Annotated in this window: 15 protein-coding genes; 12 read left to right on the forward strand and 3 right to left on the reverse strand. The window is 69.4% G+C overall.

Going from position 1 to position 17,529, the window contains the following annotated elements; all coding sequences use genetic code 11:
• Positions 1-15: 15 nt before the first annotated feature.
• The gene (locus ACIA5G_RS45610; RefSeq protein WP_395935272.1) at positions 16-1,008 is read right to left on the reverse strand and encodes a hypothetical protein; all 993 of its coding nucleotides are present in this window, start codon (positions 1,006-1,008) and stop codon (positions 16-18) included.
• Positions 1,009-1,239: 231 nt separating this feature from the next.
• Between ACIA5G_RS45610 and ACIA5G_RS45615 the strand changes: the two genes are divergently transcribed.
• On the forward strand, positions 1,240-1,434 hold the full coding sequence (locus ACIA5G_RS45615) for a tetratricopeptide repeat protein (protein WP_395935274.1): 195 nt from the start codon (positions 1,240-1,242) through the stop codon (positions 1,432-1,434).
• Between the two features lie 81 nt (positions 1,435-1,515).
• Here the strand turns inward: ACIA5G_RS45615 and ACIA5G_RS45620 are convergent, their stop codons facing one another.
• Positions 1,516-1,827, reverse strand: coding sequence for an EthD family reductase (locus tag ACIA5G_RS45620; protein ID WP_395935277.1), 312 nt, complete (start codon positions 1,825-1,827; stop codon positions 1,516-1,518).
• Positions 1,828-2,128: 301 nt separating this feature from the next.
• On the opposite strand from ACIA5G_RS45620, the gene ACIA5G_RS45625 reads away from it, so the two are divergent.
• The 5 genes from ACIA5G_RS45625 (at position 2,129) to ACIA5G_RS45645 (ending at position 10,835) form a co-directional block, all read left to right on the forward strand.
• Positions 2,129-3,370, forward strand: a complete 1,242-nt coding sequence (locus ACIA5G_RS45625) for an acetyl-CoA carboxylase biotin carboxylase subunit family protein (RefSeq protein WP_395935279.1) — start codon at positions 2,129-2,131, stop codon at positions 3,368-3,370.
• 34 nt (positions 3,371-3,404) lie between these two features.
• Positions 3,405-5,426, forward strand: coding sequence for a hypothetical protein (locus tag ACIA5G_RS45630; RefSeq protein WP_395935281.1), 2,022 nt, complete (start codon positions 3,405-3,407; stop codon positions 5,424-5,426).
• 345 nt (positions 5,427-5,771) lie between these two features.
• Complete coding sequence (locus ACIA5G_RS45635; RefSeq protein WP_395935283.1) at positions 5,772-6,722, forward strand: ABC transporter ATP-binding protein; 951 nt, start codon at positions 5,772-5,774, stop codon at positions 6,720-6,722.
• A complete protein-coding gene (locus tag ACIA5G_RS45640) occupies positions 6,719-8,074 on the forward strand; it encodes an ABC transporter permease (RefSeq protein ID WP_395935285.1) in 1,356 nt (451 codons plus the stop codon). Before ACIA5G_RS45635 ends, ACIA5G_RS45640 begins: the two co-directional genes overlap by 4 nt.
• Positions 8,075-8,078: 4 nt before the next feature.
• A complete protein-coding gene (locus ACIA5G_RS45645) occupies positions 8,079-10,835 on the forward strand; it encodes a bifunctional YncE family protein/alkaline phosphatase family protein (protein ID WP_395935287.1) in 2,757 nt (918 codons plus the stop codon).
• A gap of 92 nt (positions 10,836-10,927) precedes the next feature.
• Here ACIA5G_RS45645 and ACIA5G_RS45650 read toward each other — a convergent pair whose 3' ends face one another.
• The gene (locus ACIA5G_RS45650) at positions 10,928-11,938 is read right to left on the reverse strand and encodes an NADP-dependent oxidoreductase (RefSeq protein WP_395935289.1); all 1,011 of its coding nucleotides are present in this window, start codon (positions 11,936-11,938) and stop codon (positions 10,928-10,930) included.
• Between the two features lie 128 nt (positions 11,939-12,066).
• Here ACIA5G_RS45650 and ACIA5G_RS45655 point away from each other — a divergent pair, with 128 nt between their 5' ends.
• The 6 genes from ACIA5G_RS45655 (at position 12,067) to ACIA5G_RS45680 (ending at position 17,492) form a co-directional block, all read left to right on the forward strand.
• Positions 12,067-12,639, forward strand: coding sequence for a TetR/AcrR family transcriptional regulator (locus tag ACIA5G_RS45655; RefSeq protein WP_395935290.1), 573 nt, complete (start codon positions 12,067-12,069; stop codon positions 12,637-12,639).
• A gap of 164 nt (positions 12,640-12,803) precedes the next feature.
• A complete protein-coding gene (locus tag ACIA5G_RS45660; protein WP_395935292.1) occupies positions 12,804-13,100 on the forward strand; it encodes a hypothetical protein in 297 nt (98 codons plus the stop codon).
• Positions 13,097-13,954, forward strand: coding sequence for an alpha/beta fold hydrolase (locus tag ACIA5G_RS45665; RefSeq protein WP_395935294.1), 858 nt, complete (start codon positions 13,097-13,099; stop codon positions 13,952-13,954). Before ACIA5G_RS45660 ends, ACIA5G_RS45665 begins: the two co-directional genes overlap by 4 nt.
• Positions 13,955-13,972: 18 nt before the next feature.
• Positions 13,973-14,197 carry an SDR family NAD(P)-dependent oxidoreductase gene (locus tag ACIA5G_RS45670; RefSeq protein WP_395935296.1) on the forward strand — a complete coding sequence of 75 codons (225 nt, stop codon included), beginning with the start codon at positions 13,973-13,975 and terminating at the stop codon, positions 14,195-14,197.
• Between the two features lie 201 nt (positions 14,198-14,398).
• Positions 14,399-14,644, forward strand: coding sequence for a hypothetical protein (locus ACIA5G_RS45675; protein WP_395935298.1), 246 nt, complete (start codon positions 14,399-14,401; stop codon positions 14,642-14,644).
• Positions 14,645-14,675: 31 nt separating this feature from the next.
• Positions 14,676-17,492 (forward strand): ATP-binding protein, encoded by a 2,817-nt coding sequence (locus ACIA5G_RS45680; RefSeq protein WP_395935300.1) that lies wholly within the window; start codon positions 14,676-14,678, stop codon positions 17,490-17,492.
• Positions 17,493-17,529: the final 37 nt, after the last annotated feature.

Here is a 17,529-nt window from a genome sequence, read left to right on the forward strand (position 1 = left end):
GCGCCGGCCGGTCGGTCAGGGCGCGAAAGAGGACTGCTTACCGGTCTGCGTGCACCGCAGGGTGTAGCTGAACGGCAGGTTCGTGTCGGCGTACGTGCCGGACACGACGTAAGACTTGCCCACCACCGGAACCGGCTTCGTGAAGACACCGCACCGCAGCGCCTGGACGTCGGGGCCGTTGAGGGTGATGTCCCCGATGCCGTTGGCGCCGAGCATCGAATCACCGTGCGGGTCCACGACGTTGACGCTGCCGATCGTCCTGGTGACGACCTGCACCTCGCTCGGCACGGGGCGGGGGGCGTTGAGGATCTTCGAGTGCCGCGAACCCAGGGTCCGGGACGACCTCGGCAGCGGCGCGTTGCGGATCTTGTTCGCGATGTCGGCCCCGAGGTAGGTCTTGACCGCGCTCTCGGCGTAGTCGACGTAGGTGTCGTAGTCCATCGTCAGCGTGAGGCCCGCGGAACTGACGTCGAACTCCTCGTACGTCGACGAAACGAACAGACTGCGCCAGTCGTCGATGACGTGCGTCATCGAGTAGAAGCACACTGCCCACTCGATCTGGTTGTCGGCGGTCCGCACGTTCGGGCCGATGCTCATGCCGGTGTCCTTGGTGCTCTTGGCGACGTGGCTCCACCAGAAGTTCATGAAGTCGGAGACGGCGGGGTCCGAGGCGTGCCCCAGCAGATCGTTCAGGGTCGACCACTCCGCGGCGGCGGCCGGACCCAGGTACAAGGTCATGATCGACCCCATGATGGCCGAAAGGTTGAGCGAGCCGCTGTGCGTCGAGTTGCTGACCTGGACGCTCTTGGATCCGGAAATTTCGACGAAGTCGGCGTAATCGGCGATCGCCGAAGTCAGCGCGTCGTACCAGTGCTGGCTGCGATAGAGCGCCGGGTCGCCGATGTCGAGGCCGTTCTGCTGCGCGATTCCCTTCGCGACGGTCTGCACGTAGAGGTGGGCCTCGCTCGCCGCCCGCACCCACTCGCTCGGCAGGTCCGCGGAGTTCAAGGTCAGACTGTCGTCGACGGCGGTCAAGGAGGCCGGGGTCGCACCCTGCAACGAGAACAATGGATTTCCCTTCGTCGTGTGTTCGGCTGATTTGCCGACAGGTACGACGTTACGGCCGCGATTCGGCGCGGCATATTCGGGAAATCCCTACGGATACCGGTCGAGGGAAATCCCTGCATTCGCCCTTTCCCCTCATACCGATGACCGAACGCTTCCGTGCCTTGCGGTTCGGTGACAAGCTGGAGGTCGAGTTCGGGCTTGGCTTTTCGGCCAAGGGCCGGGGACCCAGCGGGGGCGGTCGCTGCGCTGAAGGAGTTGCTGACCGACCGGAGACGGGTGTTGGGCGCCGATCATCCCGAGACCCTGGCCACCCGCCACCACCTCGTGCAGTGGCGAAAGCGGCTGTCCAAGAGCGTGTCCAGCTGACACTGCAAGAACCCCGGCCGTGACCGCAAGGATGTGGCGAACATGGCTCACCGGGGATACGGCGGTGCTTCAGGGCCAGGCTCAGCTGGTGCCGTTCTGCACCGGGTAGTGGATGACGACCGCGCCACCGGTGGCGTAGTTGGCGACATCGGCAGCCACCTGCTGGCCCTGCGGAGACGCCCGCGCCGCGGTCATTGCCGCAGCGTCGGCGAACTCGGCTTCGAAAACCGCGAAGTACGGGGTCTGTCCCGGCGTCGCTGCCACCTCGAAGCTGTAGCGCCAGGCGAGCAGGCCGGGCATGCGGGAGACCAGCGGGAGGTGGGTGTTCACGTAGTAGTCGCGGAAGTGGTCGGGATCGGCGGGCTCGGGGTACAGGACCATCAGCTTGTGCATGACAACCTCCGTTCAGCAGCGATCACCACGTGGTGGACAGTAGGGCAGACTCCCCGTCAAGACCAAGTGCATTGCGGGTGAGCCGATCATCCGGCTGCCCAGGGCGGAGACGTTCGGCCTCGGGATGAACCTCCACAGTGGAGGCGAGCCGGCGTTCCACGCGGAGCGAAACAAGAAAGAGGGCGATCTCACAGGGTGAGCCGCTACCCGCGTCTTCGTTCAGCGGACCCCCGGAGCCGCCAGGTACGGTTGCCCCACGACAAGAACGAGATGCGTACGCGCCGAACCGGAGGAATGGTCCATGCCACAGCCCGAACCGGCCACCAAAAATCCCGAAAAGGGTCACTTGGCCCTGCTCGGCTGGAGCCTCAACGCGGTCGAGGCCCTCGACCGCTTCGACCGGCGATACGTCGTGGTGGCGCCGGACTGGGCCGAAAAGTACTGCGAAGAACACGACATCCCTTATGTGCCCTGGAATTTCGAGCGGCTCAACGATCGGTCGCTGGAGATCGCCGAAATCCTGAAGGAAAGAGGGGTCGACGTCGCGATCCCGCTGTTCGAGGAGACGGTGGAGTGGGCCGGGGCGATCAACTCCGTCCTGCTCGACAACCCGCGGCTGTTCGGACAGGCCATGCTGCTGCGCGACAAGGCGCTGATGAAGCGCCGCGCGCAGCTCGGCGGCATCCGGGTGGGGATCTTCGAAGAAGCCCACGACCGCGACGACGTCATCCGCTTCCTCAAGCGCGTCAACCAGACGCTGCTCAAGCTCGACGGCGACCCCAACGACCCGATCCATCTCAAGGCCTTCGACAAGGCCGGCTGCCTCGGGCACCGCGTCATCCGCACGCCCGACGAGATCGACTCGATCCCGGAGGACGAGTTCCCGGTGCTGATGGAATCCCACCTGGACGGCTGGGAGTTCGCTGTCGAGGCGTGGATCCACAACGGGAAGATCAAGTTCCTGAACATCTCCGAATACGTCACGCTCGGGTACTCGGTGTTCGTCCCGGCGACGTCGGAGCTGGAGAAGTACCGGCCGCAGATCACCGCGCAGATCGAGAAGCTCATCAAGGCCTTCGACATCGAGTTCGGTTTTGTGCACCCGGAGTACTTCGTCACCAGCGACGGCGAGATGTACTTCGGTGAAGTCGCTTACCGGCCACCGGGTTTCAAGGTCTTCGAGCTGCTCGAACGGGCCTACGGGTTCAACGCCTACCAGGGCCTGGCGCTGGCGTTCGACCCCAAGACGACCGAGGAAGAGATCGACGCCTTCTTCCCGCGCGAGGTCGTCGACGCGTCCGGCGTCGCGGGGTGCTTCGGCGTCTACCCGCGCCGGCGGGTCGTCAGCGAACTGCGGATCCCCGAGCAGACCCAGGACGACGACTACTACGAGTCGCACGACCTCTCGGCGCCGTTGGAGGAGACGGTCACGAAGAGGACCGCGTTCGGCACGCACTGGGGTCTGCTGTACTTCTTCGGCGACGACGCGTACCGGATGCGCGATCTGCTGAAGGAGCAGGAAGAGTACGACTTCTACGTCTGATGTGGAGGCCGGAGACCGACCCCGGGGGAACCCTGTGAAACCGACCACCGACGGCCGGGAAGTGGCCCTGGCCAAGCGTGTGGCTGCGCTCGACGACGCCGTGCGGGCGATGGCCGAGACCCGCGACTTCGGCAAGCACACGAAGCTGCGGCGCGTGCTGGAAGCGCTGCGGCGGGTGCTGCTGCAGCCGGGCGGGCCCGCGGCGGTTCAGGCCAGGGCGCAGGCGATCGAGGAAGCCGGCCTGTTCCAGGGCACCGACTGGGCGACCCCGGAGATCCTCGTCCCCTCGCTGGTCGGGCCGGGCCTGCGCAGTGAGAACGCGGACACCGTCGTCATCGAGGCGACGAGCGAGCTGCGGATGCTCGCCGTGGCCCGCGGCGACTTCACGCACCCCACGCTGTCGGCCGAGGACGCCCGTCAGTTCCTGTCGCAGGTGCTGGCGATGAACCTCGAACTGCTGTTCACCCCGCCCAGCGAGGCGGAGCGGGTCCGGCAGGGCCGCACGGCGCAGCTGATCCGGGATCTGTTCCGGCACGTCGCCGACGAGGTCGGCTACGACAGCGTCCTGGACGAGCTGGTCGACGAGATCTGGCGGATCCTGCGTCAGCGCCCGATCCAGGTCGACCAGGTGCAGTCGCTGATCACCCGGATCGCGATCTACCGCGGCGATCCGGACGTCGCGCTGGGGGGAGCGTCCGGGCAGGGCCTCGACCGGCTCATCACCAGCTTGTTCGGCACCACGGAGGCGTGCCGGGAGGATCCGGGCGTCGACGTCTTCCGGTCGCGGCTGGCGGCGATGGACACCGGCGCCCTGCAGTACGAGGCCACCGGGTTCGCCAGGGCGATGCACGACACCGGCCTGGTGTCGCCGTACCACGCGGAGCTGCTGCGGTTCCTGCGGCACGAGAGCGATTACCTCCTCGGCGAGGCCCTCGGCCTGTCCGACACCGGCCGCAACTGCCTGCTGCGCTACCGCGACCTGGTGCACTGGCTGATCGAGGTGGCCGTGCACCCGCAGACCGCGCAGTGCATTTACGGGCTGGCGCTGCTGCTCGACCGCGGCATCCTGTACGAGCCGCCGGTGGTGCCCGCGCTGTGGCGCCAGCTGGCCCTGGAGCTGGCCCCGGTCGCCCGGGAACGGCTCACGACGGTGTTCGGCGACCAGCCGGGACCCGAGGCGCGGCTGGTCGCGGGCGTGCTGTCGATGCTGGGCCTGCCGCTCGGCGTCGGGCAGGGGGACAACCCCACCTGCCAGTCGGCCCGCGCGCTGTCGATGTGGGCTTACAACGACCCGGACTACCTGCTGCAGATCGTGGCGTGGGCGGCCCGCGACGACGAGGTCATCATGCACTTCGAGGGGCAGCCGATCTCGTCGAAGGAGAGCGCGGCCGGGCTGGCGGCCACGCTGCCGATGGACCTGGATCCCGTGTCGCTGCTCGTCGTGCCCCACCTGGACCGGATCTACGCCGAGATGGGCCGACGCTGCGCCGACCGGCCGGGCGACCCGCACCGGTGGGTCAACCCCGAGTTCCACGGCTGGTGGACCGCGCGCGGCTTCCGGATCAACGTCGACGTCGCGACCGGGCAGCTGATCGACCTCGACGACTTCTACCGGCACTTCCACGCGAGCTACCACCCGTCCTACAACGGCGGGCAGCCCCTGATCCACCCGCAGCCGGCCGGCGTCGCGGTCACCGACAGCGCGGCGCGCTACATCGGCTGGCACGCGATCACGATCCTGCGAGCCGCGCCGGATCCGCAGGACGTCATGCGGGTGTACTTCTTCAACCCGAACAACGACAGCGGCCAGGACTGGGGCGACGGCGTCGTGGTCTCGACGGCCGGCAACGGCGAGCGGTTCGGGGAGGCGTCGCTGCCGTTCGACCAGTTCGCCTCGCGGCTCTACATCTTCCACGTCGACCCGCTCGAGCGCGGGCAGCCGGAGAAGGTGCCCGCCGAGGACGTCACACGGATCCTCGGGTACGTCGAACGCAGCTGGGGAGCCGACCGGCTGCCGGCCGAGAGCCGTCAGGCGCCGCCGAGTCCGCAGCCCTGACCTGTCGCGTCAGACCCGGCCCGTCGTCGACGCAGCACCTTGTCCGCGCTCCACGAGCATTCGGCGACGGCGGGGCGCCCGTACGACACGCCGCGGCCGCGTGAACTGTGCCGTCGTCGGCTCCGGCGGGATTGAGCACTTCTGGAGCGTCGCGACCCAGGCCGATCCGAGCGGCGCAGGCAAGGAGCCGGTTAACGCGGCGCAAGATCGGAATCAACTCGGACATTTCACCCGTGCGGCGTTCACCGGACGGTTCTCGTTCGATCCGCGTTCACCTCGCGCGCCCGCCGAAGTCATTTGTCATGCCTAAGTTTTCTGGCGCGAGCCAGGAAAGAAGGCAAGGGAATGAGCACACCCGTCGCGGTACGAGCGCGCGGAATCACGAAGTACTTCGGCGACGTCGTCGCGCTGGACGGCGTCGATCTGGACGTGGCACCGGGGCAGATCCACGGGCTGGGGGGGCCCAACGGCGCGGGGAAGACGACGTTGCTCGGGCTGTTGCTGGGCCTGGCTGTCGCCGACGAAGGCCGGCTCGAGGTCCTCGGCACGCCGATCGGGCGCGCGCTCGCCGCGCCTGGTGGCGTCGCGGGCTTCGTGGACGGCCCCGGCCTCTACCCTTCGCTCACCGCCCGGCAGAACCTCGCCGCGCTGGCGGCGCTGCGCGGCCGTGACGGCCGGACGGCCGGGATCGCCGAGGTGCTCGAGCAGGTCGGTCTCACCGACGTCATCGACGACCGGGTACGAGGCTTCTCCCTCGGCATGCGGCAGCGGCTCGGCCTCGCGGCGGCCCTGCTCACCGAACCGCGGCTCCTGGTGCTCGACGAGCCGGCCAACGGTCTCGACCCGGTCGGCAAGCGGCACGTGCACGGCGTCCTGGACCGGCTCGCGGCCGGCGGCACGACCGTGGTGCTTTCCAGCCACCGGATGGACGACCTCGAGGCCCTGTGTTCCGAGGTCACCATCCTCGCCGCCGGACGCGTCGTGTTCACCGGCCCGCTGGGCAAGCTGTCCGCCGAGAACCGCGAGCTCGACTACCGGTTGCGCACGTCCGACCCCGCCGCCGCCCGCCGCGTGATCGCCGGCACGGCCGGGATCCGCCTCGCCGAAGACACCGGAGCCCGGCGGGACACCGAGGTGCTCGTGGTGCGCGCCTTGGTGCCCGCGCTCGACGAACTGGTGCCACGGCTCGTGAAAGACGGCATCGCCGTGCGCGAGCTCGCCCCCGTGGTGTCCCCGCTGGAAGCCGCGTTCCTCGCCCTCACCGAAGCCCGCACCGAACAGGAGGCCGGCCGATGACCGCGACCGTTGCCGAGTCCCCGGTCGCCGCCACCAGGCCCGTCCCGCTGTCGCGTGGTTACCGCTTCGAACTGGTCAAGCTGTTCTCGACCTGGCGGATCCGCCTGCTGGTGCTCGCTTGCTGGATCGCGCCCGCGTTGTTCGTGGGCGCGGTGAGCGAGCAGAGCTCGCTGCCCGTCGACACCCTGTTCGGCCGGTGGATGAACGCCACGGGGTGGGCCGGGCCGCTGGTGATGCTCGGGTTCGCCGGCACGTATGCGCTTCCGCTCCTGACGTCGGTGGTCGCCGGTGACGTGTTCGCCGCCGAAGACCGCCTCGGCACCTGGCGGCACCTGCTGGTGGCGGTCCGGTCCACCCGGCGGATCTTCGTCGCGAAAGCGCTTTCCAGCCTCACCGTCATCGTTGTGCTCGTCGCCGGGATGGCCGTGTCCGGCACGGTCGGCGGCCTCGTGGCGGCCGGGAACCGGGCTCTGGTGGGCTTCGACGGCCACCTGCTCGCGCCGGGAGAGGCCGCGGCGCAGGTCCTGCTCGCGTGGGTCTGCGTGCTCGCCCCGACGCTGGCCCTGGCCGCCGTCGGGTGGCTCGGGTCCGTCCTGTGGGGACGGTCGCCGATGGGCCTGCTGCTGCCCGCCGTCGTCGCCCTCGCGATGGCCTTGGCCCAGTTGCTGCCGCTGCCCGTCGCCGTGCGGCTCGCGCTGCCCAGTTACGCGTTCATCGCGTGGAACGGGCTGTTCACCGGCCCGGCCCAGCTCGGCCCGCTCCTGATCGCGATCGGGGTGAGCCTGGCGTGGGCCGTGCTCGCGACCGCGTTGGCCTACCTGCTCTTCGTGCGCCGCGACTTCACCAACCTCGCCCACGACGGCTCGGGGCGCCGGGCGTTCGTCGCCGGCGCCTTGCCACTGGCCGCGCTCCTCGCCGTCACGGCCGGGATCATCGCCGTGGCCACGCCGGCCACCGGGTCCGGGATCGACCAGGACAAGGTGCAGACGTCGCTCGCCACGGCGTTCGCCCACCTCTACCGCCTGCAGGCCGGGCAGCTCAACCGGCCGGACGTCACCGAAGCGGAGCTGGGGGCCACCGCCGCGTGCACCAAGGGCGACGGCCTGGTCGAGCCCGACGGGCCCGGCAACGACTGGCGGTGCGTCGTCTCCTGGCACCTGCCGGGCATCGCGGCGACCGGGCAGGCCATCTACCAGCTGGACATCACCTCGGACGGGCGGTACGTCGCCGACGGCGACGGACCGAAGGAAGTGAACGGCTACTTCCAGGTGCGGACCCCCGCGGGGGACCAACCCAACCCGCTCTGGCAGTTCGACGCGAACGTCGAGCTGCTCTCCTCCACGAAGGGATAACCCGATGCAGGTAACACGCCGCAGACGGCGTGTCGGGAAGGCTCGCCTTCTCGGTCACCTCAGTGGTCGCCGGTTCCGCTACGCGACCGCCGGTTCCGCCACGCTCGTGCTCGTCGCGACCGGCACCGGCGTCGGTGTCGCGTCGACGCAGCAGTTCGGTGAGGACCAGGTCGGCCGGGTCACCGAGAACGGCCAGGTCGTCTCCGCCGACCAGTACCTCAAGCCGATCGGCGACCGGCTGGTCGTGAACAACGGCAAGATCATGGCGTCCGCGGTCAGCCCCGACGGCGCCCACCTCGCCGCGCTGACCACCGACGGCGGGATCGCGCTCACGATCGTCGACCTGAAGAGCTGGAAGGTGCAGCAGCTCGTCGGCAACTCCGCGACGGCGAACCTGCGCATCCCCGGCAACGACGTCGGTCAAGAAGGGCCGACGTACTCCCCGGACGGCAAGGCGCTGTGGCTGGCGCAGACCGACGGCTACACCCGGTTCACGGTGAACCCGGACGGCACGGTCGCCGCTCCGACGACGGTCAAGATCCCGGCGGACGGCGCCAAGCACGCGCTGGTGGCCCAGGCCGTGTTTTCACCCGACGGCACGACCGTGTACTCCGCCGTCAACGGCCAGAACCGCGTTGTCGCCCTCGATGCGGCGACCGGCGCGATCAAGCAGAGCTGGGCCGTCGGCAACGCGCCGCGTGACCTGGTCCGCGTCGGGAACAGGCTGTACGTCAGCAACGAAGGCGGTCGCCCGGCCCGGCCCGGGGAGCCGACGCTGAACTCGTACAACACCCAGGTGCCGGCCAGCCCGTTCACCGGCGCGACGACCAGCGGCACGGTCAGCGTCATCAACCTGGCGAACGCGGCCGCCGCGCCGAAGAGCATCGACGTCGGCCTCCACCCGACCGCCGTGTACTTCAAGAATGGCGCGCTGTTCGTCACGAACACCGCGAGCAACACCGTTTCGGTCATCGACACCGGCCGTGACAAGGTCGTCCAGACCATCGCGACCCAGCCGTGGCCGCAGGCTTCGGTCGGGTACGAGCCGGACGGGGTGACCCTCACCGACGACGGGCACCTGCTGGTGACGCTCGGCCGCGCCAACGCCGTCGCCGTCTACCGCTACCAGCGGGCGCAGGAGCCGGTGAGCTACGTCGGCCTGCTGCCGACGGACTACTTCCCGACGGCGATCACCACCGTCGGCAAGGACGTCGTCGTCTCCAACACGCGCGGCATCGACGCCCGCCGGCCCACCACGGCCGCCGGGCACGGCACCCACGACACGACGTCGAGCGTGCAACGGTTCCGGCTGCCGGACGACCGCGCGATCCGCGGGTACACCGGCCAGGTCTTCAGGCAGAACGGCTGGACGGACAACTCCGTGCAGGTGGCCCACGACGACGGCCACCGGAAGGCCGTCCCGGTCCCGGCGCGGCTCGGCGACCCGTCGACGATCAAGCACGTCTTCCTGCTGGTCAAGGAGAACCGGACCTACGACCAGCTCTTCGGCGACGACGCGCGCGGCAACGGCGACCCGACCGTGGCGCAGTTCGGCGAGAACGTGACGCCGAACCAGCACGCGCTGGAGCGGCAGTTCGGCTTGTACGACAACACCTACGACATCGGCACGAACTCCGCCGAGGGCCACAACTGGCTGATGCAGGCCGACAACCCGGAGTACACCGAGTCGTCGGCGGGGGAGTACCTGCGCAGCTACGACACCGAGGACGACGCCCTCGGCCACCAGAGCTCGGGGTTCCTCTGGACCGGCGCGCAGGCGGCCGGGAAGTCGGTGCGGGACTTCGGCGAGTTCCAGCAGTTCCTGACCAAGCCGGCCGGGGCGAGCTGGCAGAACCTCTACTGCGACAGCAAGAACATGGCGGCGACCGGCGAGCCCAGTGCCTACCCGCTGGTGTCGTCGTCGCCGATCCCGTCGCTGAACGACGTTTCGGTGCCCGGGTTCCCGAAGTTCGACACCGCGGTGCCGGACGTCTACCGGTACCAGATCTGGAAGGACGACTTCGAGAAGCACGGGCCGGCCAACCTGAACATGTTCTGGCTGTCGAGCGACCACACCGGCGGCCCGCCGAACGCGGCCGCCCAGGTCGCCGACAACGACCTCGCGGTCGGGAAGATCGTCGACGAGATCTCGCACAGCCAGTACTGGAAGGACTCGGCGATCTTCGTCGTCGAGGACGACTCCCAGGCCGGTCTCGACCACGTTGACGGGCACCGGGCCCCGGTGCAGATCATCAGCCCGTACGCCCAGCACGGCGTCGTCGACAGCCACTACTACTCGCAGATCACGATGATCCGGACGATCGAGCAGATCCTCGGGGTCAAGCCGATGAACCAGAAGGACAGCGCGGCGACGCCGATGAGTGCGGCCTTCACCCCGAAGCCGGACTACACGCCGTTCACCGCGCTGCCCAACCGCACCTCGCTGACGGGCGGCCTGGCAACCCAGCCGTCCTGCGGCGCGGACACCCCCGCCCCGCCGGACCCCGCCGCGGCCCCGGTGCCGTCGTCGGCGGTGCCGGCGGACAAGGCGCAGGTGGCGGCGCAGTGGCAGGAGTGGACGACGCACCAGCGGCTGACCGGCCCGAACGCCGTCGCCGACTACGCCAACCCCGCGCAGATGAACCATTTCACGTGGTATCAGACGCACGGCTGGCAGCAGCCCTACCCGGGTGAGCACCAGGTGTTCGCGCCGGACCAGGTACCGGGCGCCTACATCCCGTCGGCGGAATCCGACGGCTGATCCGCACCTGAGGGCACCTGGTCCGGCGTTCCCGGGCCAGGTGCCCGCCGGGCACTGGAGGCAGCGCTCGCCGTGCGGCAAGTGAGGATCACTCAGGTGGGTCGGACCGTGACCACGACCTTGCCTTTGGCGCGTCCGGTCTCGATGTAGGTCATGGCGTCGTTGGTCGAGGTGAAGGGGAACACCCGGTCCACGACCGGCTCGATGACGCCCGCATCGATGAGGTAGGTGATCTCGCGCAGCTGGGACCCGTTGGCGCGCATGAACAGGAACGAGTAATCGACCTGGCGGCGCTGGGCCGCGGTCCGGATGCCGTGGCTCAGTACGCGGGTGGCCGGGCGCAGGATCCACGGCTTTCCCATTTCCCGGGCGAAGTCCGGGTCGGGCGGGCCGGAGAGGGAGATGAGCTTGCCGCCGGGCTTCAGCACTCGCAGGGATTTCTTGAGCGTCTCGTTGTCGAGGCTGTGCAGGACCACGTCGTAGTCGTGCAGGACTTCTTCGAACTCGTCCTTGCGGTAGTCGATCACGATGTCGGCGCCGAGGCGTTCGACCAGGCCGGTGTTCGCGGTGCTCGTGGTGGTGGCGACGGTCGCGCCGAGGTGCTTGGCCAGCTGGATCGCGAACGTCCCGACGCCGCCGGAACCCGCTTGGATGAAGACCTTCTGCCCCTTCCGCACCTGCGCGCGTTCGATCAGGGCCTGCCAGGCGGTCAAGCCGACGAGGGGCACGGAAGCGGCTTCCGCCATCGTGAGCCGCTTGGGCTTCCGGGCCAGGTCGTCTTCGTGGACGGCGATGAACTCGGCGAAGGTGCCGATCCGGTCCTTGTCCGGACGCGCGTAGACCTCGTCGCCGCGCTTAAACGCGCGCACGCGGGCGCCAACGCTGGTCACCACGCCGGCCATGTCGTTGCCGAGGACGAACGGCGGCCGGTAGGGGAGGAAGAGCTTGAACTCCCCGTCCCTGATCTTGGAATCCAGGGCGTTGACGCCGGCGGCGTGGACCTGGACCAGCACGTCGTGCTCGCCGACGGCGGGCTCCGGCACGTCGCCGGCCCGGAGGGCGTTGCCGCTTTTTCCGTAGCGATCGAGGATCCAGGCCTTCATGTCAGCCAGCCATTCGGTTGAGGTGCACGGTTCATTATGGAAGTATGACCATACTACAATGATGGGCAAAAGGCTGGGATTATGACCGTACTAACATGGGGCCGGTCCGGTGAGTGGAGGCGCGTGTGGTGCGGTACGGGAGAGAGCACAAGGAGGCGACGCGGCAGCGGATCATCGAGACTGCCGGTCGCCGGCTCAAGCGCGACGGGATCGACGGTTCCGGCGTCGCCACCCTCATGAAGGACGCGGGCCTGACCAACGGCGCCTTTTACGCCCACTTCGAATCGAAAGAGGACCTGGTCGCCACCGCGGTCTCCGAGCAGCTGCGCGGCCAGCGCGAGTGGCTCGCCTCGTTCCCGTCCGGCCGTGACGGCGTCGAGCAGATGGTGCGCACCTACCTCTCGTCCGAGCATCGCGACAACCCCGAAGAGGGCTGCCCGTCCGCCGCGCTGCTGGACGAGATCGGCCGCTGCACCGATCCGACGAAGGAGGCCTACACCGGAAGCGTGCTGGCCGTCATCGACGACATCGCCGCCCGCCTGGCGCCGCAGGATCCGCCGTCGGCGCGCACCAAGACACTCGGCATCTACGCCCTGATGGTCGGGACCCTGCAGCTCGCTCGCGCCCTGGCCGACCGGCAGCTGTCCGACGACATCCTGGAGCAGGGGATCCGCAACGCTCTGATCGTGCTGGACGCCTGAGGCGCCGCTCGGGGATCGGGGAGCAGGTGGCCCGGCTCGCCACCGCCTTGCGGCACGCCGCCTCCTCGACTGGGCATCGGTCTGACGGAGGCCGGGACTCGCGTGAGTTCCGGCTCTGCCGGGCAACTTGCAGGCCACATTGAATTATGGTCATAATATAAAGCGTGACGACCTACGCAGCGGACACCCGCGAGAACCAGGCCGCCGCCGGTCCTTCCGCGGTGTTCACCTACCGCCGCATCGGTCCGCGGGGTGGCGTGCCGCTGGTCCTGCTGATGCGCTTCCGCGGCACCATCGACCGGTGGGACCCGGAGTTCGTCGACAGGCTCGCCGCGGACCGCGACGTGATCCTGTTCGCCGAAGGTCGCCAAGCGCCTGGAGGCGGGCGGTCCCGCCGTCACCGAGGGCGCCGCCCAGGTCGATCTCTTCCCCGGCAAATGACCGAAAAGGACAAACCATGAACAGCAACCAAGACGTCGCGTCGTCGTCCTATCAGGACGCGCCGACCCGCACGGTGTCCGCCGGCGGTGTCGAGTTCGCCTACCGCGAGCTCGGCCCGAAGAGCGGGATCCCGGTGGTCTTCCTGACCCACCTGGCCGCGGTCCTCGACAACTGGGACCCGCGGGTCGTCGACGGCATCGCCGCCCACCACCGGGTCATCGCCTTCGACAACCGCGGCGTCGGCGCGTCCACCGGCGCCACCCCGAAGACGATCGAGGCGATGGCGGCCGACGCCGTCATTTTCATCCGCGCCCTCGGCCTGACCCAGGTGGACCTGCTCGGCTTCTCCATGGGCGGCATGATCGCCCAGGTGATCGCCCGGACCGACCCGGACCTGGTCCGCAAGCTGGTCATCGCCGGCACGGGCCCGGCCGGGGGAAAAGGCATCAAGAACGTGACCCGGATTTCGCACCTCGACACCGTCCGGGCACTGCTGACCCTGCAGGACCCGAAGCAGTTCCTCTTCTTCACCCGGACACCGAACGGCAAGCGGGCGGGCAAGGAGTTCCTGGCGCGCCTGAAGGAACGCAAAACCCACCGGGACAAGCCGATTTCGCTGCCTTCCTATTTCGCCCAGCTCAAGGCGATCCACCGCTGGGGCCGGGAAAAGCCGTCCGACCTGTCGGCGATCCACCAGCCCGTGCTGGTCGCCAACGGCGACCACGACCGGATGGTGCCGACGAAGAACTCCCACGACCTGGCCCGCCGCCTGCCGGACAGTGAACTGGTGATCTACCCCGACGCCGGCCACGGCGGCATCTTCCAGTTCCACGGGCAGTTCGTCGAGAAGACCCTCGAATTCCTCGCGCGCTAGAACTCAAGGAGAACTTCGATGGATCTCTCCGCCGGTACCGTCCTCGTCACGGGGGCCAACCGGGGGTTCGGGCGGGCGCTCGCCGCCGAACTGCTCGGCCGCGGCGCCACTGTCTACGCCGGCGCCCGCGGCCCCGGCCGGGTCGACCTGCCGGGCGTCCAGCCGATCGCGATCGACGTCACCGATCCGGCCTCGGTCGAGGCCGCCGGCTGGAAAGGGAAACCCACTTCTTCGGCACCCTGACCGTCACCCGGGCCTTCGCACCGCAGATCGCGGCCCAACGGCGGCGGCGCGATCCTGAACGTCCTTTCCGGACTGTCCTGGGTCAGGCATCCGGGTGGCCGCGCTGCACGTCGGCTACATGGACACCGACATGGTTGGCGAGGTCGTCTCCGAAAGTCCGATCCCACCGCCATTGCCCGCGTCGGCGTCGACCCGGCGGTCGTGGCCAAGGTGATCGTGGCGGCGGCCACCGACCGGAACCCGAAACTGCGGCGCACCGCCGGCTCGACCGCCGCGAGCATCGGCGCGCTCCGAGCCGTCCTCCCGGCCCGGCTCTTCGACCGCATCGTCCGCAGGTTCAACCGGATGCCGAACTGGCGCCCACCCGCCGATGTTGCTCCTTCACGGGGTGCTCGTTCAGCGAACGTTCGCCCGGACGACCTTGAGCTCATTCTCGCGTTCGACTGACAGAGCCAAGTCGGCGGGGGACAATCCGAACGTGGCCGATCAGGGGATACCCGCCGAGGTGGGCATTTCCGCACGGGAGGCCGAGGTACTCGCCGCGCTCGGTGAACATCTGACCAATGCCGAGATCGGCGCTCGTCTATCCATCTCCGTCCGCACCGTGGAAAGTCACGTCTCCTCCCTGCTGCGGAAGCTTCAGGTGGCCGATCGCCGCGCCCTGGCGGTTGTCGCAGCGACCACCCAGCCCGCGCCGGGGACTCAACCGGTCCGGGCTACGACAGTCGCCGCCGTCCTGCCCTCACGGCTGACGCCCTTCGTCGGGCGGGTGGCCGAACGGGCGGCGCTGACCGAGGCGCTCGGCGAGCACCGCCTGGTCACGGCCGTCGGCCCGGGCGGGGTCGGCAAAACCCGGCTGGCCCTGAGCGTCGCCGGTGCGCTACCCGACCGGTTCGCCGACGGCGTCTGGTACGTCGACCTGGTACCGGTGACCGACCCGTTGATGATCGCGCCGGCGATCGCCGACACGCTCGGCCTCGGCGAGAGCCAAGGCCGCTCGGCGACCGACCACGTCCTCGGCTGGCTGGCTGAGCGGGAAGCACTGCTCGTGCTGGACAACTGCGAGCACGTGGCCGACGGTGTGGTGCTCCTGCTGGAACGGCTCCTTGCCGGCAGTCCCCGGCTGAGGGTGCTCGCCACCAGCCGGGCCAGGTTGCTGGTGCCCTTCGAATGGGTGTTCGCGGTGCCCGGGCTGTCGGTCGAGGCCGACGACGGTGGCCCGGGGGACGCGGTCGAGCTGTTTGCCGGGCGAGCCGCGGCCGGCGGGAGACCGCCGATGCCCGAGGACACAAAACGTATCGCCGCGATCTGCCGGGGCTTGGACGGTATGGCGTTGGCGATCGAGCTGGCCGCCGCCCGGTTCCCGTCGCTGGGACTCGATGGGCTTGAAGCCGGGTTGGCCGACCGGCTGCGCCTGCTGACCGGCGGTGCGCGCATCGATGACCGGCATCGTTCGTTGCGTTCGACGCTGGACTGGAGTTATGCGCTGCTGGCCGAGCCGGTTCAGGCGGTGCTGCGTCGGGTCTCGGTTTTCGCCGGCCCGTTCACCGCGGCCGCAGCGTCCACTGTGGCCGGTTGGTCGCCGGTGCCGGCCGGCGCCGTTCCCACCATCTTGGCCGGGCTGGCCGAGCAGAGTCTGCTGGTCACGATCGTGCGGCCGGGCGGGACTCGCTACCGTGTCTGGGAAACCATCCGCCAATATGGTGTCGATCGGCTCGAGGAGGCGGGCGAGTCGGTCGAGGCGTTTTCCCATCATCTGAGCTGGTGCCTGGATGAAAGTGCTGTTCTGGTGTCCCGGGAACCGGTCGATGCTTGGCGGGCGGGGTTCGATGAGGTCGCCGATGAGCTGCGGGGTGCGCTGGCCTGGGCGGCGGGAACCGCGCGATTCCGCCCGGAGGCTTACCGGCTGGCGATCGGTCTGGCCGACCTGAGTTTCACCCGCGGGATGCCCGGTGAGTCGCAGCGACGCTATGAGCAGGCGGCCGGGCTCGCCGCCGACGACCTGGCCGCCGCCGACGCCTTGCGCAGTGCGGCGGGGGCTGCGGAGTCGCGGCATGTCGGCACCGAGGCTCTGCGGCTGCGTCGGTGCGCGGCCGACGCAGCGCTGCGCGCGGGTGATCGGGCCGGCGCGGCTGGTGACCTCGCCCGCAATGCCGTGCTGATCTATCGTGCCCCCGGACTCATGGCCACCGCACCCGCGGTCGGCGAAGTCGAGGCGCTGGTCACCGAGGGGTGGGCGCTGGCCGGCAGCGACCTGGCCGCGCAGGCGCGGCTGCTGACCGCCGAGGCGTTCAACGGCGCCATCGACGATCCGGCCACCGTCGATCTCATCGAGCGCGCTCTTACCCTGGCCCGTCGCATCGGCGACCCGTTGATCGAGAATGCCGCACTGGACCAGCTCACTGCGGTGCAGCTGGCTCGGGGGGAGTTCCGTGCCGCAGCGGCCAGCGCGTTGCGGCGCACGGAGCTGCTGGCGTCGATGCCGGTGACGGCGGTGGCCGGGTTGGAGTTCTTCGACAGTTTCGGCATGGCCGCCGAGTGTGCTGTCGCGACCGGCGATCTGCCGGCCGCGAGGAGACTGGCCGAACGCCTGCGAGATCTGCCCTTCCATGCGGAGGAGGGCCACCTGGCCACCGTGCAGCTGCTCCTCGTCACGGCGCTGGCGGGCGACTGGGACGAGACGATCACGCTGGCGGAGCGATTCCGCGAGGGGTGGGAGCGGGCCGGACGCCCCCGTGCGGGCAATCTCAGTGGCGGCGCGTATGCGGCCGCGACGGCGCACGGACTGCGTGGGGACGACGACGCCCGGGCCGCGTGGCTGGCCATTTTCGACGCCCTCATGACGCCAGGACGCCTGCGGACCGACGTTACCTTCGGCGACTTCTTCGACGCGTTGCTCCTGCTGCACCGCGGTCAGGCCGAGGAGGCGACGCAGGTGTTGGACACGTCGCCGGAGCAGTTGACGCACTTGTACGCCGAGTGGCGTCCCTGGTATGCCGCGCTGTGGGCCGAGGCAGCCGTTCTGTCCGGGCACGAGGATGTCGCAGCCCGCCTACAGCGCGCACGCGTGGCGGCGGACGGCAATCCGATCGCGATCGCCATCGTCGACCGCGCAGCGGCCCTGCACACCGGCGGCCGCGACGGGTTGAGCACCGCGGCCGCCGCGCTGCAAGTCGCCGGCTGCCGCTACCAATGGGCGCGGACGCTGGTGTTCATCGGCGGGGAGCAGCGAGCACACGGGGAGTCCGTACTTGCGGCGATGGGTGCCACGCCCATGGCCTGGTCTCCAGAATGATGTTCGAACGAGTCTCGGTTTTGGCCTTCGTCAACCG

This window comes from Amycolatopsis sp. NPDC051758 (genome assembly GCF_044453095.1).
Lineage (GTDB): Bacteria > Actinomycetota > Actinomycetes > Mycobacteriales > Pseudonocardiaceae > Amycolatopsis.